Origin of the sequence: Mycobacterium adipatum (assembly GCF_001644575.1) — a bacterium.
GTDB classification, from domain to species: domain Bacteria; phylum Actinomycetota; class Actinomycetes; order Mycobacteriales; family Mycobacteriaceae; genus Mycobacterium; species Mycobacterium adipatum.
This window is the reverse complement of sequence record NZ_CP015596.1, coordinates 2,804,866-2,828,926: the sequence shown is the minus strand read 5'-3', so window position 1 is coordinate 2,828,926 and position 24,061 is coordinate 2,804,866. Positions and strand designations below refer to the sequence as shown.

The 24,061-nt window shown below is 68.3% G+C and carries 22 protein-coding genes and 1 other RNA gene; 9 read left to right on the top strand and 14 right to left on the bottom strand.

Annotated features, from left to right (window positions below; translation table 11 throughout):
* Positions 1–6: 6 nt before the first annotated feature.
* Positions 7–1,344: a glutamine synthetase family protein gene (locus A7U43_RS13430; RefSeq protein WP_067995885.1), complete on the bottom strand. Its 1,338-nt coding sequence runs from the start codon at positions 1,342–1,344 to the stop codon at positions 7–9.
* A gap of 83 nt (positions 1,345–1,427) precedes the next feature.
* Here A7U43_RS13430 and A7U43_RS13425 point away from each other — a divergent pair, with 83 nt between their 5' ends.
* Positions 1,428–2,630, top strand: coding sequence for a hypothetical protein (locus A7U43_RS13425; protein ID WP_067995882.1), 1,203 nt, complete (start codon positions 1,428–1,430; stop codon positions 2,628–2,630).
* Here the strand turns inward: A7U43_RS13425 and A7U43_RS13420 are convergent.
* From A7U43_RS13420 to A7U43_RS13410, 3 genes are all read right to left on the bottom strand, one after another.
* Positions 2,603–4,099, bottom strand: a complete 1,497-nt coding sequence (locus A7U43_RS13420; RefSeq protein ID WP_067995877.1) for an alpha/beta hydrolase — start codon at positions 4,097–4,099, stop codon at positions 2,603–2,605. The genes A7U43_RS13425 and A7U43_RS13420 overlap by 28 nt on opposite strands.
* 80 nt (positions 4,100–4,179) lie before the next feature.
* Positions 4,180–5,688 carry an alpha/beta hydrolase gene (locus A7U43_RS13415; protein ID WP_197500006.1) on the bottom strand — a complete coding sequence of 503 codons (1,509 nt, stop codon included), beginning with the start codon at positions 5,686–5,688 and terminating at the stop codon, positions 4,180–4,182.
* Between the two features lie 42 nt (positions 5,689–5,730).
* Positions 5,731–7,122, bottom strand: coding sequence for a WS/DGAT/MGAT family O-acyltransferase (locus tag A7U43_RS13410; protein ID WP_067995872.1), 1,392 nt, complete (start codon positions 7,120–7,122; stop codon positions 5,731–5,733).
* Between the two features lie 159 nt (positions 7,123–7,281).
* On the opposite strand from A7U43_RS13410, the gene panB reads away from it, so the two are divergent.
* Complete coding sequence (gene panB, locus A7U43_RS13405) at positions 7,282–8,112, top strand: 3-methyl-2-oxobutanoate hydroxymethyltransferase (RefSeq protein ID WP_067995870.1); 831 nt, start codon at positions 7,282–7,284, stop codon at positions 8,110–8,112.
* Here the strand turns inward: panB and A7U43_RS13400 are convergent.
* Positions 8,106–8,888 (bottom strand): enoyl-CoA hydratase/isomerase family protein, encoded by a 783-nt coding sequence (locus tag A7U43_RS13400; protein WP_067995869.1) that lies wholly within the window; start codon positions 8,886–8,888, stop codon positions 8,106–8,108. The two genes, panB and A7U43_RS13400, sit on opposite strands and share 7 nt — an antisense overlap.
* Positions 8,889–9,030: 142 nt before the next feature.
* Here A7U43_RS13400 and A7U43_RS13395 point away from each other — a divergent pair, with 142 nt between their 5' ends.
* Positions 9,031–10,491 carry a CYTH and CHAD domain-containing protein gene (locus tag A7U43_RS13395; protein ID WP_067995868.1) on the top strand — a complete coding sequence of 487 codons (1,461 nt, stop codon included), beginning with the start codon at positions 9,031–9,033 and terminating at the stop codon, positions 10,489–10,491.
* Between the two features lie 3 nt (positions 10,492–10,494).
* On the opposite strand, the gene rnpB is transcribed toward A7U43_RS13395, so the two are convergent.
* Positions 10,495–10,905: RNase P RNA component class A (gene rnpB / locus A7U43_RS13390), an RNA gene on the bottom strand.
* Positions 10,906–10,934: 29 nt separating this feature from the next.
* Here rnpB and A7U43_RS13385 point away from each other — a divergent pair.
* Together A7U43_RS13385 and A7U43_RS13380 are read left to right on the top strand one after the other, a co-directional pair.
* Positions 10,935–11,387 carry a helix-turn-helix transcriptional regulator gene (locus A7U43_RS13385; RefSeq protein WP_068002635.1) on the top strand — a complete coding sequence of 151 codons (453 nt, stop codon included), beginning with the start codon at positions 10,935–10,937 and terminating at the stop codon, positions 11,385–11,387.
* Between the two features lie 10 nt (positions 11,388–11,397).
* A complete protein-coding gene (locus tag A7U43_RS13380; RefSeq protein ID WP_067995866.1) occupies positions 11,398–11,832 on the top strand; it encodes a VOC family protein in 435 nt (144 codons plus the stop codon).
* Between the two features lie 2 nt (positions 11,833–11,834).
* Here the strand turns inward: A7U43_RS13380 and A7U43_RS13375 are convergent, their stop codons facing one another.
* The 3 genes from A7U43_RS13375 to A7U43_RS13365 form a co-directional block, all read right to left on the bottom strand.
* Positions 11,835–13,442: an HNH endonuclease signature motif containing protein gene (locus A7U43_RS13375; RefSeq protein WP_067995864.1), complete on the bottom strand. Its 1,608-nt coding sequence runs from the start codon at positions 13,440–13,442 to the stop codon at positions 11,835–11,837.
* Positions 13,443–13,538: 96 nt separating this feature from the next.
* A complete protein-coding gene (locus A7U43_RS13370) occupies positions 13,539–14,822 on the bottom strand; it encodes an IS481 family transposase (RefSeq protein WP_067995862.1) in 1,284 nt (427 codons plus the stop codon).
* A 175-nt stretch (positions 14,823–14,997) separates the two neighbouring features.
* Positions 14,998–16,527, bottom strand: a complete 1,530-nt coding sequence (locus tag A7U43_RS13365) for a bifunctional NAD(P)/FAD-dependent oxidoreductase/class I SAM-dependent methyltransferase (protein WP_068002632.1) — start codon at positions 16,525–16,527, stop codon at positions 14,998–15,000.
* A 47-nt stretch (positions 16,528–16,574) separates the two neighbouring features.
* On the opposite strand from A7U43_RS13365, the gene A7U43_RS13360 reads away from it, so the two are divergent.
* Entirely contained in the window at positions 16,575–17,144 is a 570-nt protein-coding gene (locus A7U43_RS13360; RefSeq protein WP_067995859.1) for a helix-turn-helix domain-containing protein, read from the top strand.
* Here A7U43_RS13360 and A7U43_RS13355 read toward each other — a convergent pair whose 3' ends face one another.
* Genes A7U43_RS13355 through cobC form a run of 4 tightly spaced genes read right to left on the bottom strand, consistent with a single transcriptional unit; the run spans position 17,145 to position 21,110 of the window.
* Positions 17,145–18,200 (bottom strand): bifunctional RNase H/acid phosphatase, encoded by a 1,056-nt coding sequence (locus A7U43_RS13355; RefSeq protein WP_067995857.1) that lies wholly within the window; start codon positions 18,198–18,200, stop codon positions 17,145–17,147. It lies immediately after the preceding gene.
* Positions 18,197–18,925 (bottom strand): zinc ribbon domain-containing protein, encoded by a 729-nt coding sequence (locus A7U43_RS13350; protein WP_067995855.1) that lies wholly within the window; start codon positions 18,923–18,925, stop codon positions 18,197–18,199. Before A7U43_RS13350 ends, A7U43_RS13355 begins: the two co-directional genes overlap by 4 nt.
* Positions 18,922–20,052, bottom strand: a complete 1,131-nt coding sequence (locus A7U43_RS13345) for a Nif3-like dinuclear metal center hexameric protein (protein WP_067995853.1) — start codon at positions 20,050–20,052, stop codon at positions 18,922–18,924. Before A7U43_RS13345 ends, A7U43_RS13350 begins: the two co-directional genes overlap by 4 nt.
* Entirely contained in the window at positions 20,049–21,110 is a 1,062-nt protein-coding gene (gene cobC, locus A7U43_RS13340) for an Rv2231c family pyridoxal phosphate-dependent protein CobC (protein WP_067995851.1), read from the bottom strand. Before cobC ends, A7U43_RS13345 begins: the two co-directional genes overlap by 4 nt.
* A 16-nt stretch (positions 21,111–21,126) precedes the next feature.
* Here cobC and A7U43_RS13335 point away from each other — a divergent pair, with 16 nt between their 5' ends.
* From A7U43_RS13335 to A7U43_RS13325, 3 genes are read left to right on the top strand one after another with little or no spacing between them, the layout of a single operon-like run.
* Positions 21,127–21,804: an HAD-IA family hydrolase gene (locus tag A7U43_RS13335; protein ID WP_068002629.1), complete on the top strand. Its 678-nt coding sequence runs from the start codon at positions 21,127–21,129 to the stop codon at positions 21,802–21,804.
* A 46-nt stretch (positions 21,805–21,850) separates the two neighbouring features.
* The gene (locus A7U43_RS13330; RefSeq protein WP_231963643.1) at positions 21,851–22,276 is read left to right on the top strand and encodes an arsenate reductase/protein-tyrosine-phosphatase family protein; all 426 of its coding nucleotides are present in this window, start codon (positions 21,851–21,853) and stop codon (positions 22,274–22,276) included.
* Positions 22,273–23,112: an SURF1 family cytochrome oxidase biogenesis protein gene (locus A7U43_RS13325; RefSeq protein WP_067995847.1), complete on the top strand. Its 840-nt coding sequence runs from the start codon at positions 22,273–22,275 to the stop codon at positions 23,110–23,112. The genes A7U43_RS13330 and A7U43_RS13325 overlap by 4 nt, the downstream gene beginning before the upstream one ends.
* On the opposite strand, the gene A7U43_RS13320 is transcribed toward A7U43_RS13325, so the two are convergent.
* On the bottom strand, positions 23,066–24,028 hold the full coding sequence (locus A7U43_RS13320; protein ID WP_067995844.1) for a cobalamin biosynthesis protein: 963 nt from the start codon (positions 24,026–24,028) through the stop codon (positions 23,066–23,068). The genes A7U43_RS13325 and A7U43_RS13320 overlap by 47 nt on opposite strands.
* Positions 24,029–24,061: the final 33 nt, after the last annotated feature.

Genomic DNA, 24,061 nt, shown 5'->3' with positions numbered 1-24,061 from the left:
CCCAAGTTACAGCGACAGGTAGTTGCGCAACTCGAACGGGGTGACGGTGCTGCGGTAGTTCTCCCACTCGGTGCGCTTGTTGCGCAGGAAGTAGTCGAACACGTGCTCCCCCAGGGCTTCCGCGACGAGTTCGGAGGTCTCCATCTCGGTCAGCGCCACACCGAGGCTGCCCGGCAGCTCCTTGTAGCCCATCGCGCGACGTTCCTCGGCCGTCAGGGTCCACACGTTGTCCTCGGCCTGCGGGCCGAGCACATAGTTCTTCTCGACGCCGCGCAGGCCGGCCGCCAGCAGCACCGCGTAGGTCAGGTACGGGTTGCAGGCCGAGTCGGGGCTGCGCACCTCGATGCGGCGCGAGGAAGCCTTGCGCGGGGTGTACATCGGCACCCGGACCAGGGCCGAGCGGTTGGCCGCGCCCCAGGAGGCCGCGGTCGGTGCTTCGCCGCCGTGCACCAGGCGCTTGTAGGAGTTGACCCACTGATTGGTGACGGCGCTGATCTCGCTGGCGTGCTCGAGGATGCCCGCGATGAACGACTTGGCCACATCGGAGAGCTGCAGCGGATCGTCGGCGCTGTGGAAGGCGTTGGTGTCGCCTTCGAACAGGCTCATGTGGGTGTGCATGGCCGAGCCCGGGTACTCGCCGAACGGCTTGGGCATGAAGGAGGCCCGCACACCGTCGGCCAGCGCAACCTCCTTGACCAGGTAGCGGAACGTCATCACGTTGTCGGCCATCGACAGGGCGTCGGCGTAGCGCAGGTCGATCTCCTGCTGGCCGGGAGCGCCCTCGTGGTGGCTGAACTCCACCGAGATGCCCATCTGTTCCAGGGCGTCGATGGCGTGCCTGCGGAAGTTCGGCGCCGAGTCATGCACGGCCTGGTCGAAGTAGCCGCCGTTGTCAGCGGGCACCGGGGGCTCGTCATCCGAGCCGGGCTTGAGGAGGAAAAACTCGATCTCCGGGTGGACGTAGCAGGAGAATCCGAGGTCGCTGGCCTTGGCCAGCTGACGGCGCAGCACGTGCCGGGAGTCCGCCCAGGACGGGGAACCGTCCGGCATGGTGATATCGCAGAACATCCGCGCCGAGTGGTGCTTGCCGGCGCTGTCGGACCACGGCAGCACCTGGAAGGTGGACGGATCGGGCCGGGCGACCATATCGGCCTCCGACACCCGGGCGAAGCCCTCGATGGAGGAACCGTCGAAGCCGATGCCCTCCTCGAAGGCACCTTCGAGTTCGGCGGGCGCGATAGCCACCGACTTCAGGTATCCGAGCACGTCGGTGAACCACAACCGGACGAAACGGATATCGCGTTCCTCCAGCGTGCGCAGCACAAATTCCTTCTGGCGGTCCATGCTGGAAGCCTAGGTACCGGCTGTTAAATCTGTGTTACACACGCGTCGCGGTTGCGGCGACCTCGACGTGATTCAGTGATGCGGTGATCGACGATGCCGGCCGGGAGTCACAGTTTCTCGCGGCCATCCAGGAGTTACGGGCCCTGACCGGCGCGTTGCGGGCCGCCGAGGCGGCCGCGGCCGCCGCCGAGTGGGGTGATGACGCCGCCCTCGCCCAGGAGGCCGGCCGAGCCCGCAGCGAGCTCGACCGCGACGTGGGCTCGGATGTGGGTGCGGCCGGGGCGTCCGAACAGTGGCTGGCCCGCGCGGCGGAGCACGCCCGCGCCGTCGACGCGACCCGGGATCTGCCGCAGACCCCCCGACAGGCCGCGGCCAACGTCGTGGTGGCGGTGGGGCTGGCCCGGGCGGCGGTCGCCGAGGCGGTACTGCAGGTGGCTCTGGCCCGGCAGGTGTCGCCCGCACCGACCCGGACCGCGGTGGTGCGCGGTATCCGGGGGCTGCTGCCCGGACTGGCGCGCCGGGTCGGCGGCGAACTGCGCCACGTCCTGCGCGCCAAGCCGCGGGCGATCCTGGTCCGGACCGCCATCACCCTGGGCATCGCGTTGGCATTGGTCGGCTTCTATCACTTCTCCGGCCTGGTCCGCTATGACGCCGGCCGACTGACGCTCTATCTGTTCGCGGCCATCGTGGGCAGTGTGATCTGCACCAACGCCCTGTGTTTCGAGGCCGAACGGGTACGCCGCGCGCTGGCCGACGGCGAGCGCATCTGGCGCATCCTGGTGGTCAAGAACATCACCATCGCCGTGTTGGTGATCGGCGCCGGGCTGCCGGTGATCGGCGCGCTGACCGCCATCGGAGACGGTAACCCGGTCGCCATGATCGACCAGCTGGTGACGATGGTGTTCATCTGGCTGGGCGTGGCGAACGTGTTGTCCGTGCTGTATCCGCTTCGACACGAACCGGTTTCGGCCCGCCTGCACGACGGCACCTGGAAGCCGTTCCTGTTCTCGTTCGCCCTCTCCTACGGGGTCGGGTTGACGGTCAACGTGATGATCTACTGGCGGCTCTGGTCACGGCAGTACGCGGCCCGCGAACTGGCCGGCGGCGATTGGGCCGCCTTCGGGCTGGTGCTCGCCAGCGCGCTGAGCAGCTGGGTGTTGCTGACGGTTTTCGCGGTGGCATGCAGCCGCGATCCTCGGGTGCGGGCGCTGCTCTCCCGGGAGATGATCCCCTACGACAAGGCGGCCAGGCAGGGCGTTCAGCAGCGCAGCCCCGGCGGCGGCTGAACCAGCCCCTCCAGGAATGCCAGCACCGTGGTGTCGACGCACTCGTCGCCGTTGAACACCACGGTGTGCTGGGTGCCCTCGAAGCTGACCAGCGGCGCCTCGAGCTGGCGGGCCAGCTCCACTCCGGCCTCGTACGGGGTGGCCGGATCGCGCGTCGTCGACACCACGATGACCTTGCCCGGGCCGGGTGAGGTCGCCTCGGCGGGTGCCCGAGTGGACGGCACCGGCCACAGCGCACAGGTATCTCGCGGCGCATAGCCGGTGAAGGTTCCGTAGCCCATGAAGGGTGCGGCCGCGCGGGTACGCCGATCGGCGTCGACCCAGGCCGCCGGGTCCGTGGGGTACGGGGCGTCCACGCACCGGATCGCGGTGAAGGCGTCTTGTTGGTTGCGGTAGCGCCCGGTGGCGTCACGGTGCCAGTAGCCATCGGCCAGCTGCAACAGATCACCGGGATCGGTGCCGCGCTGCAGGCCGAGCAGCCCGCTGGTCAGGTACGGCCAGTAGCGCTTGCCGTAGAGGGCGTTGGCGGTGCCGGTGATGGCGTCGGCGTATCCGAGTCCGCGCCCGTCGCTGGTGGCCGCGGGCCGCGCCACCAGCGGGTCGATGAGCTGGTGGTAGCGCGCGACGAACTGGGTGGGGTCGGTGCCCAGCGGGCAGTCCGGTGACTTCGCGCAGTCCGCGGCGTAATCGTCGAAGGCCCGCTGGAATCCGGTGAGCTGCCAGACGCTTTCGCTGATCGGATCCGAGCCGGGGTCCAACGCGCCGTCGAGCACCATCGCCCGTACCCGTTCGGGGTAGCGCTGCGCGTAGGCGGTGCCGAGTTCGGTGCCGTAGGAGAAACCGAGGTAGCTCAGCTGCTCCTCACCGAGAGCCGCCCGGACCGCGTCCATGTCCTGCGCGGCCGACGCGGTGCCGATGTTCGCCAAGAATTGCGGGCCCATGTTGTCCAGACAGGACTGCGCGAACGTCCGGTACACCTCTTCGATATGCGCCACCCCGGCCGGGCTGTAGTCGGCCATCGGTTCGCTGCGGTAGGCGTCGAACTCGGCGTCGCTGCGGCAGCGCAGCTGCGGGGTGGAGTAGCCCACACCGCGCGGGTCGAAGCCCACCAGGTCGAACTGCTGCCCCAACGGGGAGGCCGCCAGCGCGGTGCCCATCGAGGCGACGGTGTCGACCGCGGAGGCGCCGGGACCGCCCGGGTTGACCATCAGCGTGCCGATCCTCGGGCCCGACGCGGGTATCCGGATGACGGCCAGTTGCGCTTGCGCCCCTTGCGGATTCGCCCAGTCGATCGGCACCGCGACGGTGGTGCACCGGGCCGTCGTGATCACCGGTGCGTCACCGAGGAACTGCGCACACCCGCCCCAGGCCGGTGGTGCGGCCTGGGCCGGTGCATACACCATGCCGGCCGCGGTGATCAGGGCCAGCAGCACCGCGAAAAGTCTGCCCGCCAGCCACATGGCGCCCATGTTCGCATGCGCATCACCGCGCCCCGACCGGCGCACCGGCGCGGAGACCAGACGGAGACAGAGCTGTGACCCGCCGGGTCTCAGCAGCGGGCACCGACGGGCGGCAGGGCGCCGTCGATCAGGTACTTGGCGGAGATGTCGTCCACGCAGGTGTTGCCCTGGAACACCACCGTGTGCTGGGTGCCCTCGTAGGTGAGCAGCCTGCCGCCGAGTTGCTCGGCCAGGTCGACGCCCGCCTGGTACGGCGTTGCCGGGTCATTCGTGGTGGACACCACCAGGGTCGGCGGTAGCCCGGGCACGTCGAGTTCGTGCGGCTCGGAGGTCGGCGGCACCGGCCAGAACGCACAGGTACCCAGCGGGGCGTTCCCGGTGAACTCGCCATAGCTGAGGAACGGGGCGACCTCACGGGAGCGCCGGTCCTGCTCGACGACGGTCTCCCGGTCGGTGATGGGCGGCTCGTCGACGCAGTTGACGGCAACCCGCACATCGGTCGAATTGTTGTAGTGACCGTTGGCATCCCGGCCCATGTACAGGTCGGCCAGCGCCAGCATGGTGTCACCGCGGCCGTTCTTCAGTTCGGTCAGGCCGTCGGTGAGGTGGCGCCACAGGTTGGGTGAGTACAGCGGCAGGATGGTGCCGACGATCGCGTCGCTGTAGCCGAGGCCGCGCGGGTCGTTGGTCGGTGCCGGGTCGTCGACCAGCGGGTACACCAGGTCGTGATACACCTCGGTGGCCTTCGCCGGGTCGGTGCCCAGCGGGCAGTTCGGGTCCTGCGCGCAGTCCGCGGCGTAGTCGTTGAAGGCGGTCTGGAAGGCGGCGGCCTGCCGCAGGTCGGCCTCGACCGGGTCGGCATTCGGGTCGACCGCGCCGTCGAGGATCATCGCCCGCACCTTGTCGCCGAACAGTTCGGCGTAGGTGGCCCCGATCCGGGTGCCGTAGGAGTAGCCCAGGTAGGTCAACTTCTCGTCGCCGACGGCTTGCCGCATGGCGTCGAGATCCTTTGCCACGCTCTGGGTTCCGACATTGGCCAGGAATTCCTCGCCCATCTTCTGCACGCAGCGGTCGATGAACTCCTTGGTTTGGGTCTCGATGTGCTCGACCCCCTCGTCGGTGTATTCCACCGTCGGGTCCGCACGCAGCTTGTCGTTGTCCTCGTCGGAGTTGCACCACAGCGCGGGCTTGGACGCCCCGACACCGCGCGGATCGAACCCGACCAGGTCGAAGCGCTCACGCACCGACTGCGGCATGGTGCCGACCAGGTTGACCGCGGCCTCCACCCCCGATTCGCCGGGGCCGCCGGGGTTGACGAACAGCGAGCCGATCTTGTCCCCGGTGGCCTTGATCCGGATCATCGCGATCTGCGCGACGTCCCCGTCGGGATTGTCGTAGTTGACCGGCACCGAGAGCAGCCCGCATTCCGCGCCGGAGGGCAACCGCGACTCGCCGGCGGCCGCCTCACACGGCGCCCACTGCACCGGGGTGCCGGGACGGGGGGCGGAGATCACGGCGCGGCCGTCGATGGCATTGCTACAACCGGCGACCAAAAGCAGCACCATGGCGGCCGCGGGCACCCCGCGCGTGAGGTTCATGGCTGACCATGCTGCCATGCGCCACCATCGAGGCAGGTGAGGCTAGTCGCGCGCGGCGAGTAACTCTTCCAGCGCGACGGTGAAGTCGTCGGCCATCGGCCACAGGTCGGGCAGCAGTTCCGGGCAGGAGATCAGCCCCACGTCGAGTTTGCCGGTCAGCGACATGACGGTGATGTTGAGCCCCGAGCCGTGGAAGATCGGGCCCAGCGGGTACATCGCCCTGACCTCACATCCCAGCAGGTACAGCGGTATCTGCGGGCCGGGCACATTGGAGACGACCAGGTTGTGCACCGGCGCGGCCGCCGACAGCTTGCTGCGCGCGTAGACGCGCATGGCGACACCGAACACCGCGGGTGCGGCGAATTGGGTCCAGTCCTGCAACAGGGTCGCTCCGATGGCCGAACTGTGCTGTTTGGCAACGGTATTGGCCGAGGCTATGGCCATCAGCCGCTCGGCGGGATCGGCGATATTGGTGTGCAGCTCGGAGAACATGCCCGACACCTGGTTGCGACCGGGCCGATCGGATTTGTCGTGCACCGAGACCGGGATCATCGCCACCAGCGAGGAATCCGGCAGCTCGCCGCGGTCGAGCAGGAAGCGTCGCAGCACGCCGGACACGAGCGCCAGGACCACATCGTTGACCTTGACCCCGAAGCGGTCCTTGACCGTCTTGATGTCGTCGAGATCGAGTTCGGCGAACGCGATGTTGCGGTGCGCGGTCACATTGGCATTGAACGGTGTCTTGGGCGCGGCGAACGGCGCCGCCATGGTGAGGCCCTTGGCGGCCCGGCGGGCGGTATCGACCACCGTGGACATCGTCGCGGGCAGCATGTTGACCAGCTTGAGCGGACGGGTGATGAACTTGACCGCGCCGCCCACCGCGATCTCCAGCTCGGACGCTCCCCCGACGCCGTCGACCGTGTCCGGAGGTGGCGCGTCGGGTTCGGTGGTGCACAGCGTGGACATCAGATTGGCACCGGTGACGCCGTCGACGGCCGCGTGGTGCACCTTCGTCAGCAGCGCCAGCCGCCCGCCGGAATGCGCGTCGGTGCCCGCCACGTTCTCGATCACCCACATCTCCCACAGCGGCCGGCTGCGGTCCAGCGGCAGCGACGCGATGTGACCGCAGATCTCCGCGAGTTCGCTGCGCCCGCCCGGCGACGGGAGCCCGATGCGGTGCAGGTGGCGCTGCACATCGAAGTCGGTGTCCTCCACCCACACCGGGTGGTCCAGGTTCAGCCTGCTGTCGGCCAGCTTCTCCCGGAACTCCGGCATCGCCTTGATCCGCATACTCAGCTCGTCGCGCAGCCGGTCGAAGGTGTAGCCACCGGGCATCGTCGAGGTGTCCAACTCCAGGATCGAGCAGACGTGCAGCGGCTGAGCGGCGGTTTCCAGATAGAGGAAGCTGGCGTCGAGCCCGCTCAGTCGTTGCATGCAGCCGATGGTAGGACCGTGCGGTGCCGATGTGAGGAAATCCACTTAACCGGCCGTTCACGTGGGGGGTTCCCGGGTGGCACACTGGTAGCCGTCAGATGACCCGGGGACCCGGATGGGCCACGAGGATCAACCCGACAACCACATCGAGGGACAAAGATGTCTGAGCAGTCCGTTTATGGTGCCACCAAGACGCCCGTGAAGGTACGCACCCACCACCTGCAGAAGTGGAAGTCCGAAGGCCACAAATGGTCGATGCTCACCGCATACGACTTCTCCACCGCCCGAATCTTCGATGACGCCGGCATCCCGGTGCTGCTGGTCGGCGATTCCGCCGCCAATGTCGTGTACGGCTACGACACCACCGTGCAGGTGACCGTCGACGAACTCATCCCGCTGGTCCGGGCCGTCGTCCGGGGCGCCGAGCACGCCCTGGTCGTCGCAGACCTGCCGTTCGGCAGTTACGAGCGCAGCGCCGATCAGGCGCTGGAGACGGCGACCCGGTTCATGAAGGAGACCGGCGCGCACGCGGTCAAGCTCGAAGGCGGTGAGCGGGTGGCCGCCCAGATCGCCGCCCTCACCCAGGCCGGCATCCCGGTGATCGCGCATATCGGCTTCACCCCGCAGAGCGTGAACGGTCTGGGGGGTTTCCGCGTGCAGGGCCGCGGCGACGCCGGCGACCAGACCATCCACGATGCGATCGCGGTGGCCGAGGCCGGCGCGGTGGCCGTGGTGCTGGAGATGGTGCCCGCCGAACTGGCCACTCAGATCACCGGCAAGCTCACCATCCCCACCGTCGGTATCGGCGCCGGACCGAACTGCGACGCTCAGGTTCTCGTGTGGCAGGACATGGCCGGGCTGACCTCGGGTAAGACCGCGAAGTTCGTGAAGCGATTCGCCGAGATCGGCAACGAATTGCGGCGTGCGGCAACGCAGTACGCCGACGAGGTCGCCGGCGGAGTGTTCCCCGCCGACGAGCACTCCTACTGAGAGAACTCCGGGGCGCGCTTGCCGAGGAACGCCGCCACGCCTTCCCGACCGTCGGCGCCGGCGGCGTTACCGGCAATGAAGCGCGCTTCGCGCTCCAACTGCGCCTCATAGTCGGATCCATAGGTGTGCAGCAGCAGCTGCTTCACCGCGGAATTGGAACCTCTTGCCCCGGAAGCGAGCTCGTCGGCCAGCTGCTCGAGCGCGGCGGGCAGGTCGGCGTCGGGGACCACCGTCGTCACCAGACCCCACTCCAGGGCCTGCGGGGCCTTGAGCACCCGGTTGGTGATCATCAGTTCCTGGGTGCGGCGCAGCCCGACCAGCCGCGGCAGCACGTAGGAGGCGCCGCCGTCGGGACTCAGCCCGGCCTTGGTGTAGGCCATCGTGAACGACGCCGACTCGGCGGCCAGCACCAGGTCCCCGGAGACGCCGAGGGAGAACCCGGCCCCGGCGGCCACCCCGTTGACCGCGGTGACGAGGACCGCGTCCATCCGGGCGAAGGTCGACATCGCGCGGTGCAGATCGTTGGCGATGCCCTTGACGAAGACGCCCGGATCCTCGGCGGCAGCCATCGCCTTGAGGTCGCCGCCCGCGCAGAAGAAGCGCCCCGCGCCGGTCAGGGTGACCACCTTGGTCTCCGCCGTGTCACACAACGTTGCCGCGTCGGCCAGGTCGCGTGTCATCGCGGCGTTCATCCCGTTGGCGGCCTCGGGCCGGTCCAGCACGATGTTGACGACGGATCCGGCTCGGGTGAACTTCAGCGTCTCGAAAGCGGTCATGGCGCTCACCGTATTACGGCGGTGCCGCGATGTGTAACACGCGCCCCCCGATTCGGGTGCGCCGCACGACCCGGGGTTGTTCACCTGCATGTGGCACGCTGTTCACAACTTCTGACACGAGCTGTACCGAACAAGGGTGAACATGCCTGCTGATAAGCCAAAAGCGTCGCGCCACACCGAGGTTGAGCGGAAGTTCGACGTGGTCGAGACCACCGTCTCGCCGTCGTTCGAGGGCCTGGCGGTGGTGTCGAGGGTGCAACACACACCCAGCCAGACGCTGGAAGCGGTGTACTACGACACACCCAACTACGACCTGGCGGCCAAGCGCATCACGCTGCGACGGCGCACCGGCGGGGCGGACGCGGGCTGGCATGTGAAGCTTCCCGCGGGCCCGGATGCCCGCACCGAGGTGCGCGCACCACTGGCCGATTCGGTACCCGAGGACATCCGCGATGTGGTCGCGGCGATCGTGCGGGACCGGCCGCTGGGGGCCGTGGCCCGGATCACCACCGAGCGCACCGTCTCGCTGCTGTTCGGCGCCGATGACGCGCCCGTCGCGGAGTTCTGCGATGACCAGGTGACCGCGGCCGCGCTGCGCCCGGACAGCGAGCCGCAGACCTGGCGGGAATGGGAGCTGGAACTGGTCGAGGGTGCCGGCTCCACCGATGTGCTGGACCGGCTGTCGAACCGGCTGTTCGACGCGGGAGCGGTGCCGGCCGGTCACGGCTCCAAGCTGGCCAGGGTGCTGGCCACCGCCGAACCCGCCGCGGACGCGGTGGAGCCCTCGGACCCGGTGCGCCGGGCCGTCGCGGCGAACGTCGAGGAGTTGGTCGCGTGGGACCGCGCGGTGCGCGCCGATGTCTACGATTCCGTGCACCAGATGCGGGTCACCACCCGCAAGATCCGCAGCCTGCTGGCCGACGAGTCGTTCGGCCTGACCGGTGACACCTGGGTACTGGACGAACTGAAGCTGCTGGCGGGCATTCTCGGCGTGGCGCGCGATGCCGAGGTGCTTGCCGAGAAGTACGAGGAGTCGCTCGACGCGCTGGCGCCGGAGTTGGTGCGCGGGCCGGTCCGCGAACGCTTGGTGGACGGCGCCAAGCAGCGCTATGTCAGTGGGTGGCGTCGTTCGCTGCACGCGATGCGCTCCGAGCGGTACTTCCGGTTGCTCGATGCGTTGGATGAGCTGGTGGCCGCGCCATCGCCGACCGCGGAGAAATCCGGCGACGAATCCGCCGCGGCGAGCCTGGCCGCCGCCTACAAGAAGGTCCGCAAGGCCGCGAACCAGGCCGAGGAGGACGGCACCGACGAGTCACTGCACCGGATCCGTAAGCGGGCCAAGCGTCTTCGCTATACGGCGGCGGCGACTGGGAATTCGGCCGTGGAGGCCAAGGCGAAGACCATCCAAAGCCTGCTCGGCGATCATCAGGACAGTGTGGTCAGCCGCACGCACCTGCTCGAGCAGGCCGACGCGGCACACGCCGCCGGCGAGGACACCTTCACCTACGGGCTGCTGTACCAAAAGGAGGTCGAGGTGGCGTTGCAGTCCGAGAATGGGATCGACGAGGCCCTCGCGGCCCTGAAGAAGGCCGTCAAGAAGTAGGGGCGGACGAGCTGGCCTGTAAGCCGGATTCTGTTCCTCACCGGAGGTATCCGGTGAGGCGGCGACCATCCATCTGGACACACCGTCGCCGGGTGCCTCAAGCGGCCTACCCGCACGCTCGGGCGAGCAGCCCTCGAACGCGTGCGCAGCCACAACCAGGTTGCGGCCTTCTTGGCCTTGCTTCGGGTGGGGTTTACCTAGCCATCCCGGTCACCCGGGATGCTGGTGCGCTCTTACCGCACCGTTTCACCCTTACCCCCTACGCCCCGAAGGGCACAGGTGGCGGTCTACTTTCTGTGGCACTTTCCCGCGAGTTTCCCCGGATTGCCGTTAACAATCACCCTGCTCTGTGAAGTCCGGACTTTCCTCGAGTCCCGGGGTGAACCCGGGATCCGCGGCCGCCCGGCCAACTCGTCCGCGCCGATCACGGTACCCTTATGTGCATGGCGCCGGTGCCGACAGCCCGATATTTGCTCCGCGCGAAGGATCTCGTGGATGCGCGCTACGCCGAGCCGATCACCGTCGATGACCTTGCCGCGGCCGCCGGTTTGTCCCGGGCGCACTTCAGTCGGATGTTCAGCCGCACGTTCGGGGAATCGCCTCGCGCGTACTTGCAGAGCCGCCGCCTTGAGCGGGCCGCGGCGCTGCTGCGCTATACGGACCGCTCGGTTGCGGACATCTGCGCGATGGTCGGTTTGACCAGCGTGGGCTCTTTCACGACGGCATTCGCGAGGGTGTATGGCAACCCGCCGGCCGCCTATCGCGCCGCACTGCCAGCTGCCAGCTCTTACGCGCGAGTGCCAAGTTGCATCGTCAAGCGCGATACCCGACGTGCCCCGGCCAGCAGGGTCAATAAAGCACACGGGAAGAAGACGGGCACCGACAAGCAGTCGTAGCGTTGTCCTCATGATCAAAATTGCCAGCGCGCACCTTTGGGTGCACGATCAGGAAGTCGCTCTCCAATACTGGACCGAGAAGGTCGGATTCGAAGTACGCCAGGATGTTTCACTACCCGACATCGACGGCCTGTTCCGTTGGCTGACGGTCGGCCCCCGGGGACAGGACGATGTGTCGATCGTCCTGATGGCCGTCCCAGGGCCGCCGGTGATGGACACAGCCACCCAGGAGCAGGTCCGCGAGCTTACTGCGAAGGGTTTCGCTGGAACGGTGTTTCTCACCACCGAGGACTGCCAGGCCACCTTCGAGGAACTGCGCTCCCGCGGAGTGGAATTCACCGAGGAGCCACACGCGATGCCGTATGGCATCGATTGCGGATTCCGCGACCCGTCGGGCAACAGTGTCCGACTCACTCAGCTCGCCGATGTGAGCGCGTTCAACTGAACTCAGAAGGGTGGCGGGTTCGCTTGCAGGTCCGCGAGTTCGAGTGCGCGTTCTTGGTGGTTGCGGGTGCGTTCGGTGTTGATGCGTTGGGCGCGGTCTTGTGCGCGGGTGCGTTGCCGGACCGGCATCTTGGTGTCGCGGTCGGTGTCGTCGAGCAGGGTGATGGCGCGTTTCCGCGGGATGGGTGCCTGGATGTTCCAGTGCGGGAACAGGATTGCCGCGCCGGGCGCCTTGGAATAAGTGTGCCCGGTCGGCGCGCTCCAGCCGATGCTGCCGTCGGGTTTCGCGGTGGGTGTCCAACCGCCGAAAGTCTTGAGCAGATGGTGCAGACGGCAGAGCGGTCCGAGATTGCCCGGGTGCGTCGGCCCTGCCGGCCACGGGATCAGATGGTCGAGGTCGCAGCGGTGCGCGGCCCGGCTGCAGCCGGGAAAGCTACACGTCATGGCCCGCATCCGGACGAATGCGGTCAAGGCTACTGAGGGCCGGTACTGCCGTTCGGTAGGGAGGTCAGCGATCTCGGCGAGCGGTTTGACGGTGGCCCCGCCGGCGACGAGCTCGGCGAGCATAGCGGCGGGAATGATGGCCCCGTCGAGCATCACCGCCGGACTGGGATGGCAGGCCGCGGGAGCCGCGGGGCGAGACTGCGCGGCCGGTGCCTGCGGCTCGCTGTCGCCACCAGACTCAGGCACAGAGTCAGACTCGGACGTGGTCTCGGGCTCGGTCGTGGTGGGTTCGGATTCCGGGGTGCCCGCCGCACCCGGCACACTCTGCTGGGGTGCCTGTTGGCCGGCGGCGGGCACCTGATCGGCCAGCACATAGATCGTCACCGCCCCGGCCCGGGGATCTTTCCCGCTGCCCTCGCAGTCGGGGTTCCCGCACCCGCACGTCAGGCGTTGCAGTGCGGGGCCGATGACGCCCAGCGCGGCCAGCGCCGCCGCGCGTAGTTCCCCGCGGCGGCGTGGATCGTTCGGGCACACCGTGTCAGCCAAGGCGTCGAGGCGCTGCTGCAGGACCTTCGTGTCGGTGACCCGCAGCCGCCCCCAGAACGAGGCCACCCCGTTCGGGTCGTCCTTATCGCCGAACTCCACATACAGATCCCTGGCGTTGCGTTTGGACCGCACCACGGCGTCGGGGTCGAACTTCTCCACCCACACATCCACCGCACCGATCAACTGCTTCTCCGAATGCGCCCCGTACTCGCCGGCCTCCCCAGCGATCGCCGCATCGATCAGGGCCAGCGCATCGGGGTCTTCGACCAGGTGGGTACGCCAGGTGATGGCATCGATCACCGTCGCCGACACCACCCCCGATGCGAACAGGGCCGCGGTCCGCGGCAGCCGATCACGTAGGGCTTGGGCGATGCGCATCTGCTTGGACGCCGCATGCGGGTTCAGGTTGCAGGCCGCGGCCACCGCGGCCTGGGCCCAGGCCCACCCGTCGACCACCTGATGGGCGTGATCATCGTCCTCGCCATCGCACTGGCGGGCGATCACCTCACCGATCAACGCCAACCTGCGGGCAGCCACTTTGGCCTCATCCTGGGTCGCAGCCGTCAACGCCGAGATGAGAGCTTCATCGCCCATCCCCGCCAACCCGACCCTATCGAACATGTGTGCGATATTACCCGGACAGGGTGACAAGTTGAGTGTGATGTATCAGGACATCGGTGACAGTTCTGCATCAGGACATCGGTGACAGTTGATGTATCAGGACATCGGTGACGGTTTCTCGTTTTTGAGGCGCGGACCGCGGGGGCGTCCGTTGCCGACGTACTTCACGCCCGGTGCGGGTCGGGTGTGTTCGATGAGGACTTCGCCGTGCAGGTCGGTCACGATGACCTTGTCGTCGACGCTGACAACCAGGACTTGCTGGAAGGCGCGTTGTGCGTCGACTCGGTAGCTGACGGAGTCCAAGCTGATGTTGCCTATGGAGCCCACCGTCCGGATGACGGTGTTGGCGGGCAGATCGACGGGCGACTGTGCTCGCGGGAATTGGTATCGCTTCGGGACGGGCTGTGCATAGGCCGGCCGATCGATTGTGGGGCGGGGTGGATCTGCCTTGGGGGTCCCTTCCCAGGCGGTAAGCGGGGTGATGCGCCCGGGCAGGCCTTGATGGGGGCGCTCGGTGTTGTAGATGTGGTCGAAGGCATCGACCTGGGCTTGGAGCTCGGCCAGTGTGTCGGCCAATGGCTGCTTGTCGAGGTAGCGGAACAGGGTCTGGTGGAAGCGTTCGTTTTTGCCCTGCGTGGTTGGTTTGTAGGGCTTTCCGGTGATCGCCTCGATTCCGAGTGCGCTCACGTGAGCGACGAGTTGGCCCACATATCCTCGCCGTGACGGGTTCAGCGCTGATCCGTTGTCGGTCAGCAGCCGTTGGGGCACGCCATGGGTGGCGATCGCTTTGTCGACCACGGCGATCGCCGCCTCGGCGGTTTCGCTCCAGGCCACGTGCGAGGCGACCGCGTAGCGGGAGTGGTCATCGATGAGTTGGAAGATCACACACGTGCGTCCACTAGTGAGCACGTACCCGGTGGCGTCGAGTTGCCAGCACGCGTTCGGGCACGGATAGACAAACCGTCGCCACGCCGAGCGGGGCTTCTTCTTCGGCTCCACACGAGCCACACCAGCCTCACGGAAGATGCGCGACAGCGCGGCTGTGGACGGAACCTCATCGAGGCCCATCGCGCGCATCTTCTCGTACACGCTGATCGGCCCGTGATCCAGACCGGAGACCTCCAGCGCGGACCGCACGGCCACGGCGCGGGTTTTGACCTCATCGCTCAGCGTCGACGGGCTCGACTTCGGTCGGCGTGTCCGAGGTTCGAGAACCGCAGCCGGCCCGTCAGTCTTGGCGCGTTTACGTAACTCGTAGAACGAATTTCGTGATATGCCATGCTCAGCGCAGAACGTCGAGACCGCCCCACGCGGCGCGTCATCAGGCCACTGAGAGATCGCGAGGCGGACACGAGGATCGATGGGTTCATTGACAGCCACCCCCGCAGCCTCGGCGCAGAAGTGTCACCACCAAGACCCCTCAAAGTGTCACCGATGTCCTGATGCAGAACTGTCACCGATGTCTTGAGACATAACAGGGTGACAAGTTGAGCGGCTATTTCCCAACCCAAGTTGCCCACTGCAGCCGAGAATGTCGCTCGCCCGGGGAGTCACTTCACGTCCGCCGCAACACCATCACGTTGTCGATCAGATGTCCCGGCTGCCCGTCGGGGCCGGTGGCCTCGCGCGCGACCGGGCCCACCTGCACGCGCTCCCAACCGTCGTCGAGGTCGAGCGAGTCGACCACTTCCTGCGCGCTGGGGAACTCCACGTGCCGGTGGTTCGACCATGGCGGCGCTTCGCCGTGATCGACGATCACCAGCAGCCCCCCGGGTGCCACCGCAGCCGCCGCCCGTTTCAGCACCCGTGCCCGGTCCAGTGGGATCTTCGAATGCAGGAACTGTGCAGACACCAGATCGAAGTCACCTTCGGGAAAGCTCACCTCGAGGTCGTGGTGCTGGAAGTCGATGTGACTCAACAACTCCCCCGCATCGGCGGCGGCCCGCTGCAGAGCCACCTGCGAGACATCGGTGGCCACCACCGACCATCCCCGCGACGCCAGCCAGATGGCGTCCCCGCCTTCGCCACACCCGAGGTCCAGGGCACGCCCCGGGGTCAGCGGCTCAGCCACTTCGGACAGCCGCAGGTTCACCCGTCCACTCCACACCCGATCGCGCTGGCCGTAGTGCTCGTTCCAGTGCTGTTGGACATCGGGCGCGGGCCACGCCGGGACGGGCAGCCCGACGTCATCGGCCAGCAGGCTCTGCACCACGGCAGCCGCCGCGAGCGACCCACTGGCCACCGCGGCCGCCACCTGGGGCATCTGCACACTGACGTCACCGGCCGCGAATACGCCCGGCACCGTGGTGCGCTGGAACTGGTCGACGACGATGGCATCTGCCGCAACGGGGTTCGCCGGCGCGAACGTCACGCCGAGATGGGCGGCCAAGTGTGAACGCTGATGCAGCACCGCCGCCACCAGCACACCGCGTCGCGGCAGCGGCGCACCCTCGGTGAACCGCACTTCGGTCAGTTCACCGCCCTCGGCGTGGAATTCTGACACCACCCGGTGATCGACGGTGATCCCGGCGGCGGCCAGCAGGTCATCCTGCAGCGCCGCGCCGTTGGTCAGCACGACGATGTCGTCGGTCCAACTCTTGAGCATCAGCGCCATGTGCACCGCCCGGTCACCGTCGGCGAGTACGGCCAGCGGCTGATCGCGGACTTCCCAACCATGGCAGAACGGGCAGTGAAACGCCGATCCTCCCCACAGCGACTCCAAGCCCGCGACCTGCGGAGGCCGGTACTGCATGCCGGTCGCCAGCAGCACTCGGCGGGCATGGTCTCGACTCCCATCGGCCATTTCGACGAGGAAGCCGTCGCCGTCCGGCTTGGCCTCGATCACCCGCGCCGCACGGAAGCTGACACTGGGGTACTGGGCAAGTTCCGCACGCCCCGCCTCGTAGAGTTGCGCAGGCGGCCGACCGTCATGGCCCAGCAGCCCACCGATGCCGTGCGCGACCAGATTGCTCTGCTCGCCGTCGTCGAGCACCAGGGTGCGACGACGGGCGCGACCAAGCACCAGCGCAGCGCTCAAGCCGGCCGCTCCGCCACCGACGATGATGCAGTCCCATTCGTTGTTCATGCTGTCGAGCTTGCCGACCCACCGCACAGATGCCAAGCTGGTTTGCCATGGAGGCAAAGAGTGTGGATGACACGGTGCGTAAGCGACTGCGCGATCTACGCACCCAGCAAGGTCTGACTCTGCAGGATGTGGCCGCCCGCGCCAGCATCGACGTGTCGACGCTGAGCCGACTGGAGTCCGGCAAACGACGTCTGGCCCTGGATCACCTGCCGCGACTGGCCGCCGCATTGGCGGTCAGCACCGATGAACTGTTACGTGAACCCGAGTCCGACGATCCCCGGGTGCGGGGTAGCTCGCACACTCGGCACGGGGTCACCTACTGGCCGCTGACCCGGCACGGCCCCACCGGCGGCCGGCACACCTTCAAGGTCCGGGTGAGCACCAAACGCCACACGCCGCCCGCGGAACTCCCGGTGCACGAAGGTCAGGAATGGATGTATGTGCTCTCCGGACAACTGCGCCTGATTCTCGGTGAACGCGATTTCATCATCGAACCCGGTGAGGCGGTGGAGTTCTCGACGTGGACCCCGCACTGGTTCGGCACCGTCGACGGGCCGGTCGAGGCAATCATGATCTTCGATGTGCACGGGGAACGGCTGCACCTGCACTCCAGCTGACTACAGGTACGACGTCTGGTTCACCAGCCGCACCGAGGCCAACCCGTCCGGATAGAACTCGGCGATGCTCAACGAGGCGAGATCCAGGTGCAGGCGGTAAAGAATGCCGGCATTGCCGTCGAGAGCGAGACGCAGCATCGTCTTTATCGGTGTCACATGCGAGACCACCAGCACCGTCGACCCGGCATACTCCTCGACGATGCGGTTGCGTGCCCGGCGTACCCGCTCGGCCACCGCATCGAAGCTCTCCCCGCCCGGCGGGGCCACCGTGGTGTCACGCAACCATCGGCTGTGCAGTTCCGGATCGCGTTGTGCGGCTTCGGAAAAAGTCAAGCCCTCCCAGGCGCCGAAATCGGTCTCGATGAGTTCGTCGTCGACGACGACCTCGAGACCGAGTGCCTTCGCGGCGGCGCCGGCCGTTTCCTGAGCACGCCCCAACGGAGAACAGAGGATCGCGTCGATGCCGCCCTTCTCGCCGAGGTGCCGGGCGGCCGCGGCGGCCTGGCCGCGTCCGAGCTCGGTGAGCGGGGGGTTACCCCGACCCGAGTACCGACGGTCCACCGACAGCTCGGTCTGGCCGTGCCGCAACAACATCAGCCGGGTGGGTTCACCGCGGGCGCCGCTCCACCCCGGAGAAGCCGGCGCCGACGCGGGCTGTGCACCGTCCATCGCCTCGTTGGCCAGCCGGTCCGCGTGTAGGTTCTCCGCCCGAGGGATCCAGCCGTAGTCGACCCGCGCGAACTGCCGGGCCACCTGCGTGGCTTCACGATGGAGCTCCAGCAGGTCGGGATGCTTGACCCGCCAACGCCCGGACATCTGCTCGACCACCAGCTTGGAATCCATGAAGACCACCACCTCGGTGGCACCCAGCTCGGCCGCCGCGGTCAACCCGGCGATCAGCCCGCGATACTCGGCGACATTGTTGGTCGTTCGGCCGATCGACTCCTTGCGCTCAGCAAGTACCGCGCCACGGTCGTCGCTGAGCACCACCACGCCGTAACCGGCCGGGCCCGGGTTGCCCCGCGATCCACCGTCCGCCTCGACGATGACCTTCACTTGGTGAACCGCAGCAGGATCGCCCCACATTCTGGGCACCGCAGCACATCGTCGTCGGCGGCGGCGGATATCCTGGCCATCTCACCTCGGTCGATCTCGATACGACAAGCGCCACAACGCTTTCCCTGTAGCAGGCCAGCACCTGCGCCACCCCGCTCGCGTTGCTTCTCGTACAACGCGACCAGGTCATCGTTCAGAAACGACGTCAGCTCGGCGCGTCGCGCCGCGGACACCTGACGGACATTGTCGATGGCCACCAGGGCGGCGTCGCGGGCCAACTGCGCCGCCGACATCTCGTTCTTCAGGGCCTCGATGCCGGCCAACTGCTCGGATTGCTGGCGCTGCAGTACCTCACGGCGTTCCATCACCTCCAACAGCGAATCCTCCAGGGATGCCTGCCGACGTTCCAGCGTCTCCAACTCGTGCTGGAGTTCGCTCAACTGTTTGGCGTTGACCGTGCCACCCTGCAACAGCGATCGGTCGCGGTCCTCGCGCTGGCGCACCGAATCGATTTCGCTCTCCAGCTTGGTGATCTCCCCGTCGAGGTCCTCGAGAGCGATCTCCACCACGGCCAGCCGATCACTGGCCTCCTGGTGCAGCGCCTGCACGCGATCGAATTCCTGTTGCTCGGCCAGATTTCCGGCGCGGTGGTCCACGCGGCGCAACTCGGCATCGACCTCGGCCAGATCCAACAGTGAACGTTGCTGACTCACTTCGGCTTTCATGATTCGGAACCTCCATCGATATTCCACGGATCGGTGCGCACAGTACTGACGCGCACCGGTAATGCCTCGCCGAAATTGCCGCGCAGCAGCGCTGCCGCCTGGTGACACCAGGGGAACTCACTTGCCCAATGTGCGACGTCGACCAGTGCCACATCTGATACCCGGCCGTGCTCGTCGGCGGGATGGTGCCGCAGGTCTGCGGTCACATAGGCTTGTACGCCGGCCCCGTTCACCGCGCCGAGCAGTGAATCCCCCGCCCCGCCGCACACGGCGACCCGGGACACCAGCGCGTCAGGCACCCCGGCGGCGCGCACGCCCCATGTGGTGGCGGGCAGGGCCGCGCGCACTCGGGAGACGAACACCGACAACGGTTCCGGCTCCGGCAGGGCGCAGATCCGCCCGATGCCGACGTCGGCAGGCAGCGGCGCCAACGCGAGCACATCGAAGGCCGGCTCCTCGTAGGGATGCGCGGCGCGCAGTGCGGTGAGCACCCGGGAACGCAACCGCGCCGGGGCGATCACCTCGACGCGGTCCTCGGTGACCCGTTCCACGGTGCCGACCTCGCCGATGGCCGGCGTCGCGCCCGCGTGCGGCAGGAACTGTCCGGTCCCGGTGACGCTCCAGCTGCAACAGGAGTAATCACCGATCTGCCCCGCCCCGGCCGCGAACAGCGAATCCCGCACCTGCGCCGCATGATCGACCGGGACGAACACCACCCACTTGTCCAGTTCGGGTCCGGACGGCCCACGCGAGAGGACATCCTCCACCTCCAGGCCCAGGGTGTCGGCAAGGGCGTCGGAGACCCCGGGCGTGGCCGAATCGGCGTTGGTGTGGGCGGTGAACAACGCCTGCCCGGACCGGATCATCCGATGCAGAAGAGCGCCCTTGGCCGTCGAGGCGGCCACCGTGTCCACGCCGCGGAGCAGCAGGGGATGGTGGGCCAGCAGCAGTCCCCCCTCGGGCACCTCCGCGACCACGGCGTCGGTGGCGTCCACCGACACCGTCACCGATGTCACGGGCTCTGTGGGGTCACCGGCGACCAGCCCGACCGAGTCCCAGTCATGGGCCAACCCAGGGGGGTACGCCGCGTCCAACACGTCCATCACCTCGGCAAGGGACACGCTCATCGCGCCACCTCGGCCAGTGCCGAGGCCAGCAGTGGCCACTCGGGACGGACGGCGACCCGCAGGTACTCGCCGTCCATGCCGATAAAGGTGTCGCAGCGACGCACGGCAATCCCCCTGGTGTCCAAGTGCTTTCGAGTCAGTTGGGCGTCAGCGACGCGCAACAGGACGAACGGCGCGCGGCCGTCGAGCGCGTCCACCCCGGCGTCCCGCAGACCGGCGACCATCTCGGCGCGCAGCGCGGCGAGCCGGCGCGCGCCGGCGTCGGCCTCGGCCACCGCGTCCGGCGTGCAGCACGCCGAGACCGCTTCCAGTTGCAGTGTCCCCAACGGCCAGTGCGCCCGCGTGGCGGTCAGCCGAGCCAGCACCTCGGGGGCACCGAGGGCATACCCGACGCGCAGCCCGGCCAGCGACCACGTCTTGGTCAGGCTGCGCAGCACCAGCACATCGGGCAGTGACGCCGCCGCCAGTGATTCCGGCTCACCGGGAACGGCATCGGCGAACGCCTCGTCGACGACCACGATCCGGCCCGGCCGGCGCAACGCGAGGATGTCGCGCACCGGATGCAGCACCGAGGTCGGATTGGTGGGGTTACCGACGACGACCAAATCGGCGTGCTCCGGCACCGCGACGCCGGTCAGCGTGAACGGTGGCGGCACGACGACATGCCGGAGCGGCACCCCGGCGGCACTCAGCACGACTTCCGGTTCGGTGAACGAGGGCGCGATCAGCGCGGCCAGCCGCGGCTGGAGATTCGGCAGCAGCGCGAAGCCTTCGGCACCCCCGGCCAGCAACGCAACTTCGTCGGCGGCGCGTCCGTGCCGGCGGGCGACCGCCTCGGTGGCGCGGGTGACATCGGCGGCGCGCGGGTAATCACCCAGGTCGGACAGCCGGGCGCCGAGGCGTTCGAGCAGCCACGACGGCGGCCCACCGGGGCGCACGTTGACGGCGAAGTCGAGCATTCCGGACGTGACGGCCTGGTCGCCGTGATAGCGCGCCGCCTGCCGGACCTCGTGAACCACAGCACGACAGTAGTGCGCCGACCAGCGGCACCGGTACATCGGCGACAATGGTGTGGTGACCGACGTTGTTCCTGAAACCGTGATCCGAACTCCGCAGTTGGTGCTCTTCGACCTCGACGGCACCCTGACGGACTCCGCGGAAGGGATCGTCGCCAGCTTCCGTCACGCGCTGGAGAGCATCGGGGCCCACGTCCCCGACGGCGACCTCGCCGGCCGCATCGTCGGCCCGCCCATGCATCACACCCTGACATCGATGGGTCTCGGGGAACGCGCCGACGAGGCCATCTCCGCCTACCGGGCCGACTACACCACCCGCGGCTGGTCGATGAACCGGCTGTTCGACGGCATCCCGGAGCTGCTGGAGATGCTGCGCGCCGCGGGGGTACGCATGGCGGTGGCGACCTCCAAGGCCCAGCCCACCGCGCAGCGCATCCTGACCCACTTCGAACTCGACGAGTACTTCGAGGTCATCGCCGGCGCCAGCCCGGACGGCACCCGCGCCACCAAGGCCGACGTCGTGGCCTACGCACTGGAGCGGCTGGACCCGCTGCCCGAGCGGGTGCTGATGGTGGGTGACCGCAGCCACGATGTCGAGGGGGCGGCCGCGCACGGTATCGACACCGTGGTGGTCGGCTGGGGCTACGGCGCGGCCGATTTCGACGGACCCGGCGCACCCGCGCCGCGGCACCGGGTGGCCACCATCGAGGAGCTGCGGAGGGTGCTCGGTGTCTAGCCTGCACGTGACGTTCGTCTGCTCGGGCAACATCTGCCGCTCCCCGATGGCCGAGAAGATGCTGGCCCACCAGATCGAGGCGCGCGGCCTCGCCGACCGGGTGCGGGTGACCAGCGCCGGCACCGGCGGCTGGCACGCCGGCGACGGCGCCGACCACCGCACCAACGCGGTCCTGCAGGCCAACGGCTATCCGACGGCGCACCGCGCCGCCCAACTCGACGAGGACCACCTCGCCGCCGACATGGTCGTCGCGATGGGCCGCAACCACGCCCGGATGCTCGCCGATATGGGCGTGCCGGCGGAGCGGCTGCGGATGATGCGTTCCTTCGACCCGCGTTCGGCCGCCTTCACCCTGGACGTCGAGGATCCCTACTACGGCGGGCCGGAGGACTTCGAGGCGGTGTTCGCCGTCATCGAGGCCGCGCTGCCGGGCCTGCACGACTGGATCGACGAACAGCTGGGGCATTCATGAAACGGTTCGGCTTCTTGTTCCGGCCGCAATGGCTGGCGCTGTATGTCGTCGTGGCGGCCTTCGCCTGGTTGTGTTTCACCGTGCTCGCGCCGTGGCAGCTCGGCAAGAACACCACGACCTCACGCGAGAACACCCAGATCGCCAACTCGCTGAACACCGAGCCGGTCCCGCTGACCACATATCTGCCGCGCCAGGATGCGTCCGCTCCCGAGCACCAATGGCAACGCGTGACGGCCACCGGCCACTACCTGCCCGAGGCTCAGGTGCTGGCCCGGTTGCGCTCGGTGGACGGTGCGCCCGCCTACGAGGTGCTGGTGCCGTTCGTCGTCGACGGCGGCCCGACCGTGTTGGTCAACCGTGGCTACGTCAAACCCGAGCAGGGCACCGCGGTGCCGCCCATCGCCCCCGCCCCCACCGGTACGGTCACCATCACCGGGCGGCTGCGCGATTCGGAGATGCTGGCCGCCGGTCGGGAGCCGTTCCGCGCCGAGGGCGCGATGCAGGTGTACACGATCAACACCGGTCAGGTATCCCAGGTGACCCGCGTTCCACTGACGGGTTCCTATCTGCAACTCGTCGAGGATCAGCCCGGCGGGCTCGGCGTGATCCCACTGCCCGTGCTCGACGCCGGCCCGTTCCTGTCCTACGGAATCCAGTGGATCGCGTTCGGCATCATCGCGCCCATCGGGGTCGGATATTTCATTCTCGCCGAGGTGCGGGTGCGACGCCGGGAGAAGGAACTCGCGCGCCCGCACACCGAATCCGATCCGGGTGCGGCCCCGAAGCCGGTCACCGCCGAACAGAAACTCGCCGACCGGTACGGCAAGCGACACTGACCGCCACCGCCAGCAGCGTCGCGCCGGCCTGAACCGCCCGCGACAGCCGCACCGCGCGACGCAGATCGGCGGTGGTGGGGGGCGGTCCGTCCCCCAGGGTGGGACGCATCTCCAGTCGGTGTGCGTACTGGGTGGGGCCGCCGAGCTGCACCCCGAGGGCGCCGGCGAAGGATGCCTCGGCGACGCCGGCGTTGGGACTGGGATGTTTGGCGGCGTCGCGCCGCCAGGCCCGCCACGCCGATACCGGCGCGCCGCCGACCGCCACCACCGTCAGCCCGGTCGCACGCGCCCCCACATAGTTCACGACGTCGTCGAACCGTGCTGCCGCCCAACCGAAGTGAAGATACCGGGGCGATTTGTGGCCTATCATCGCATCGAGCGTGTTGGCCCCGCGGTAGACCAGCAGCCCGGGCACGCCCGCGACCGCGCCCCACAGGATCGGCGCAACCTGCGCGTCGGAGGTGTTCTCGGCAACCGATTCCAGCGCGGCGCGCGCCAGACCGTCGGCGTCCAGCGCGGCCGGGTCACGGCCGCACAGCGAGGGCAGCAGCGCGCGGGCGCCGTCGAGATCGTCGCGTTCCAGGGTCTGCGCCAGCCGGGCGCCGGTGCGGGCCAACGATGTGCCGCCGAGCACCACATAGGTGCTCACCGCGGTGGCTGCCGCCGTCCACACCGGGCCGCGGCGGAACGCGGCGCGCTCGACGAGCAGCCCGACGGTGCCCAGCGCGGCGAGCAGTACGGCGGTGTGGGCCGCGCCGGCGGCCCGGTCATCGGCGTAGGTGCGGCGTTCCAAGGCCGCCGCGGCAGTGCCGAATGCGGCGACGGGGTGCCCGCGCTGCGGATCGCCGAAGCACAGATCAGCCAGATAACCGGCGGCCAGGCCGACGGCGCGTGCGGAACCTCTGCGCGCAAACACGTCGGGCAGCGTCTCACAAGGTGATGTACTCGA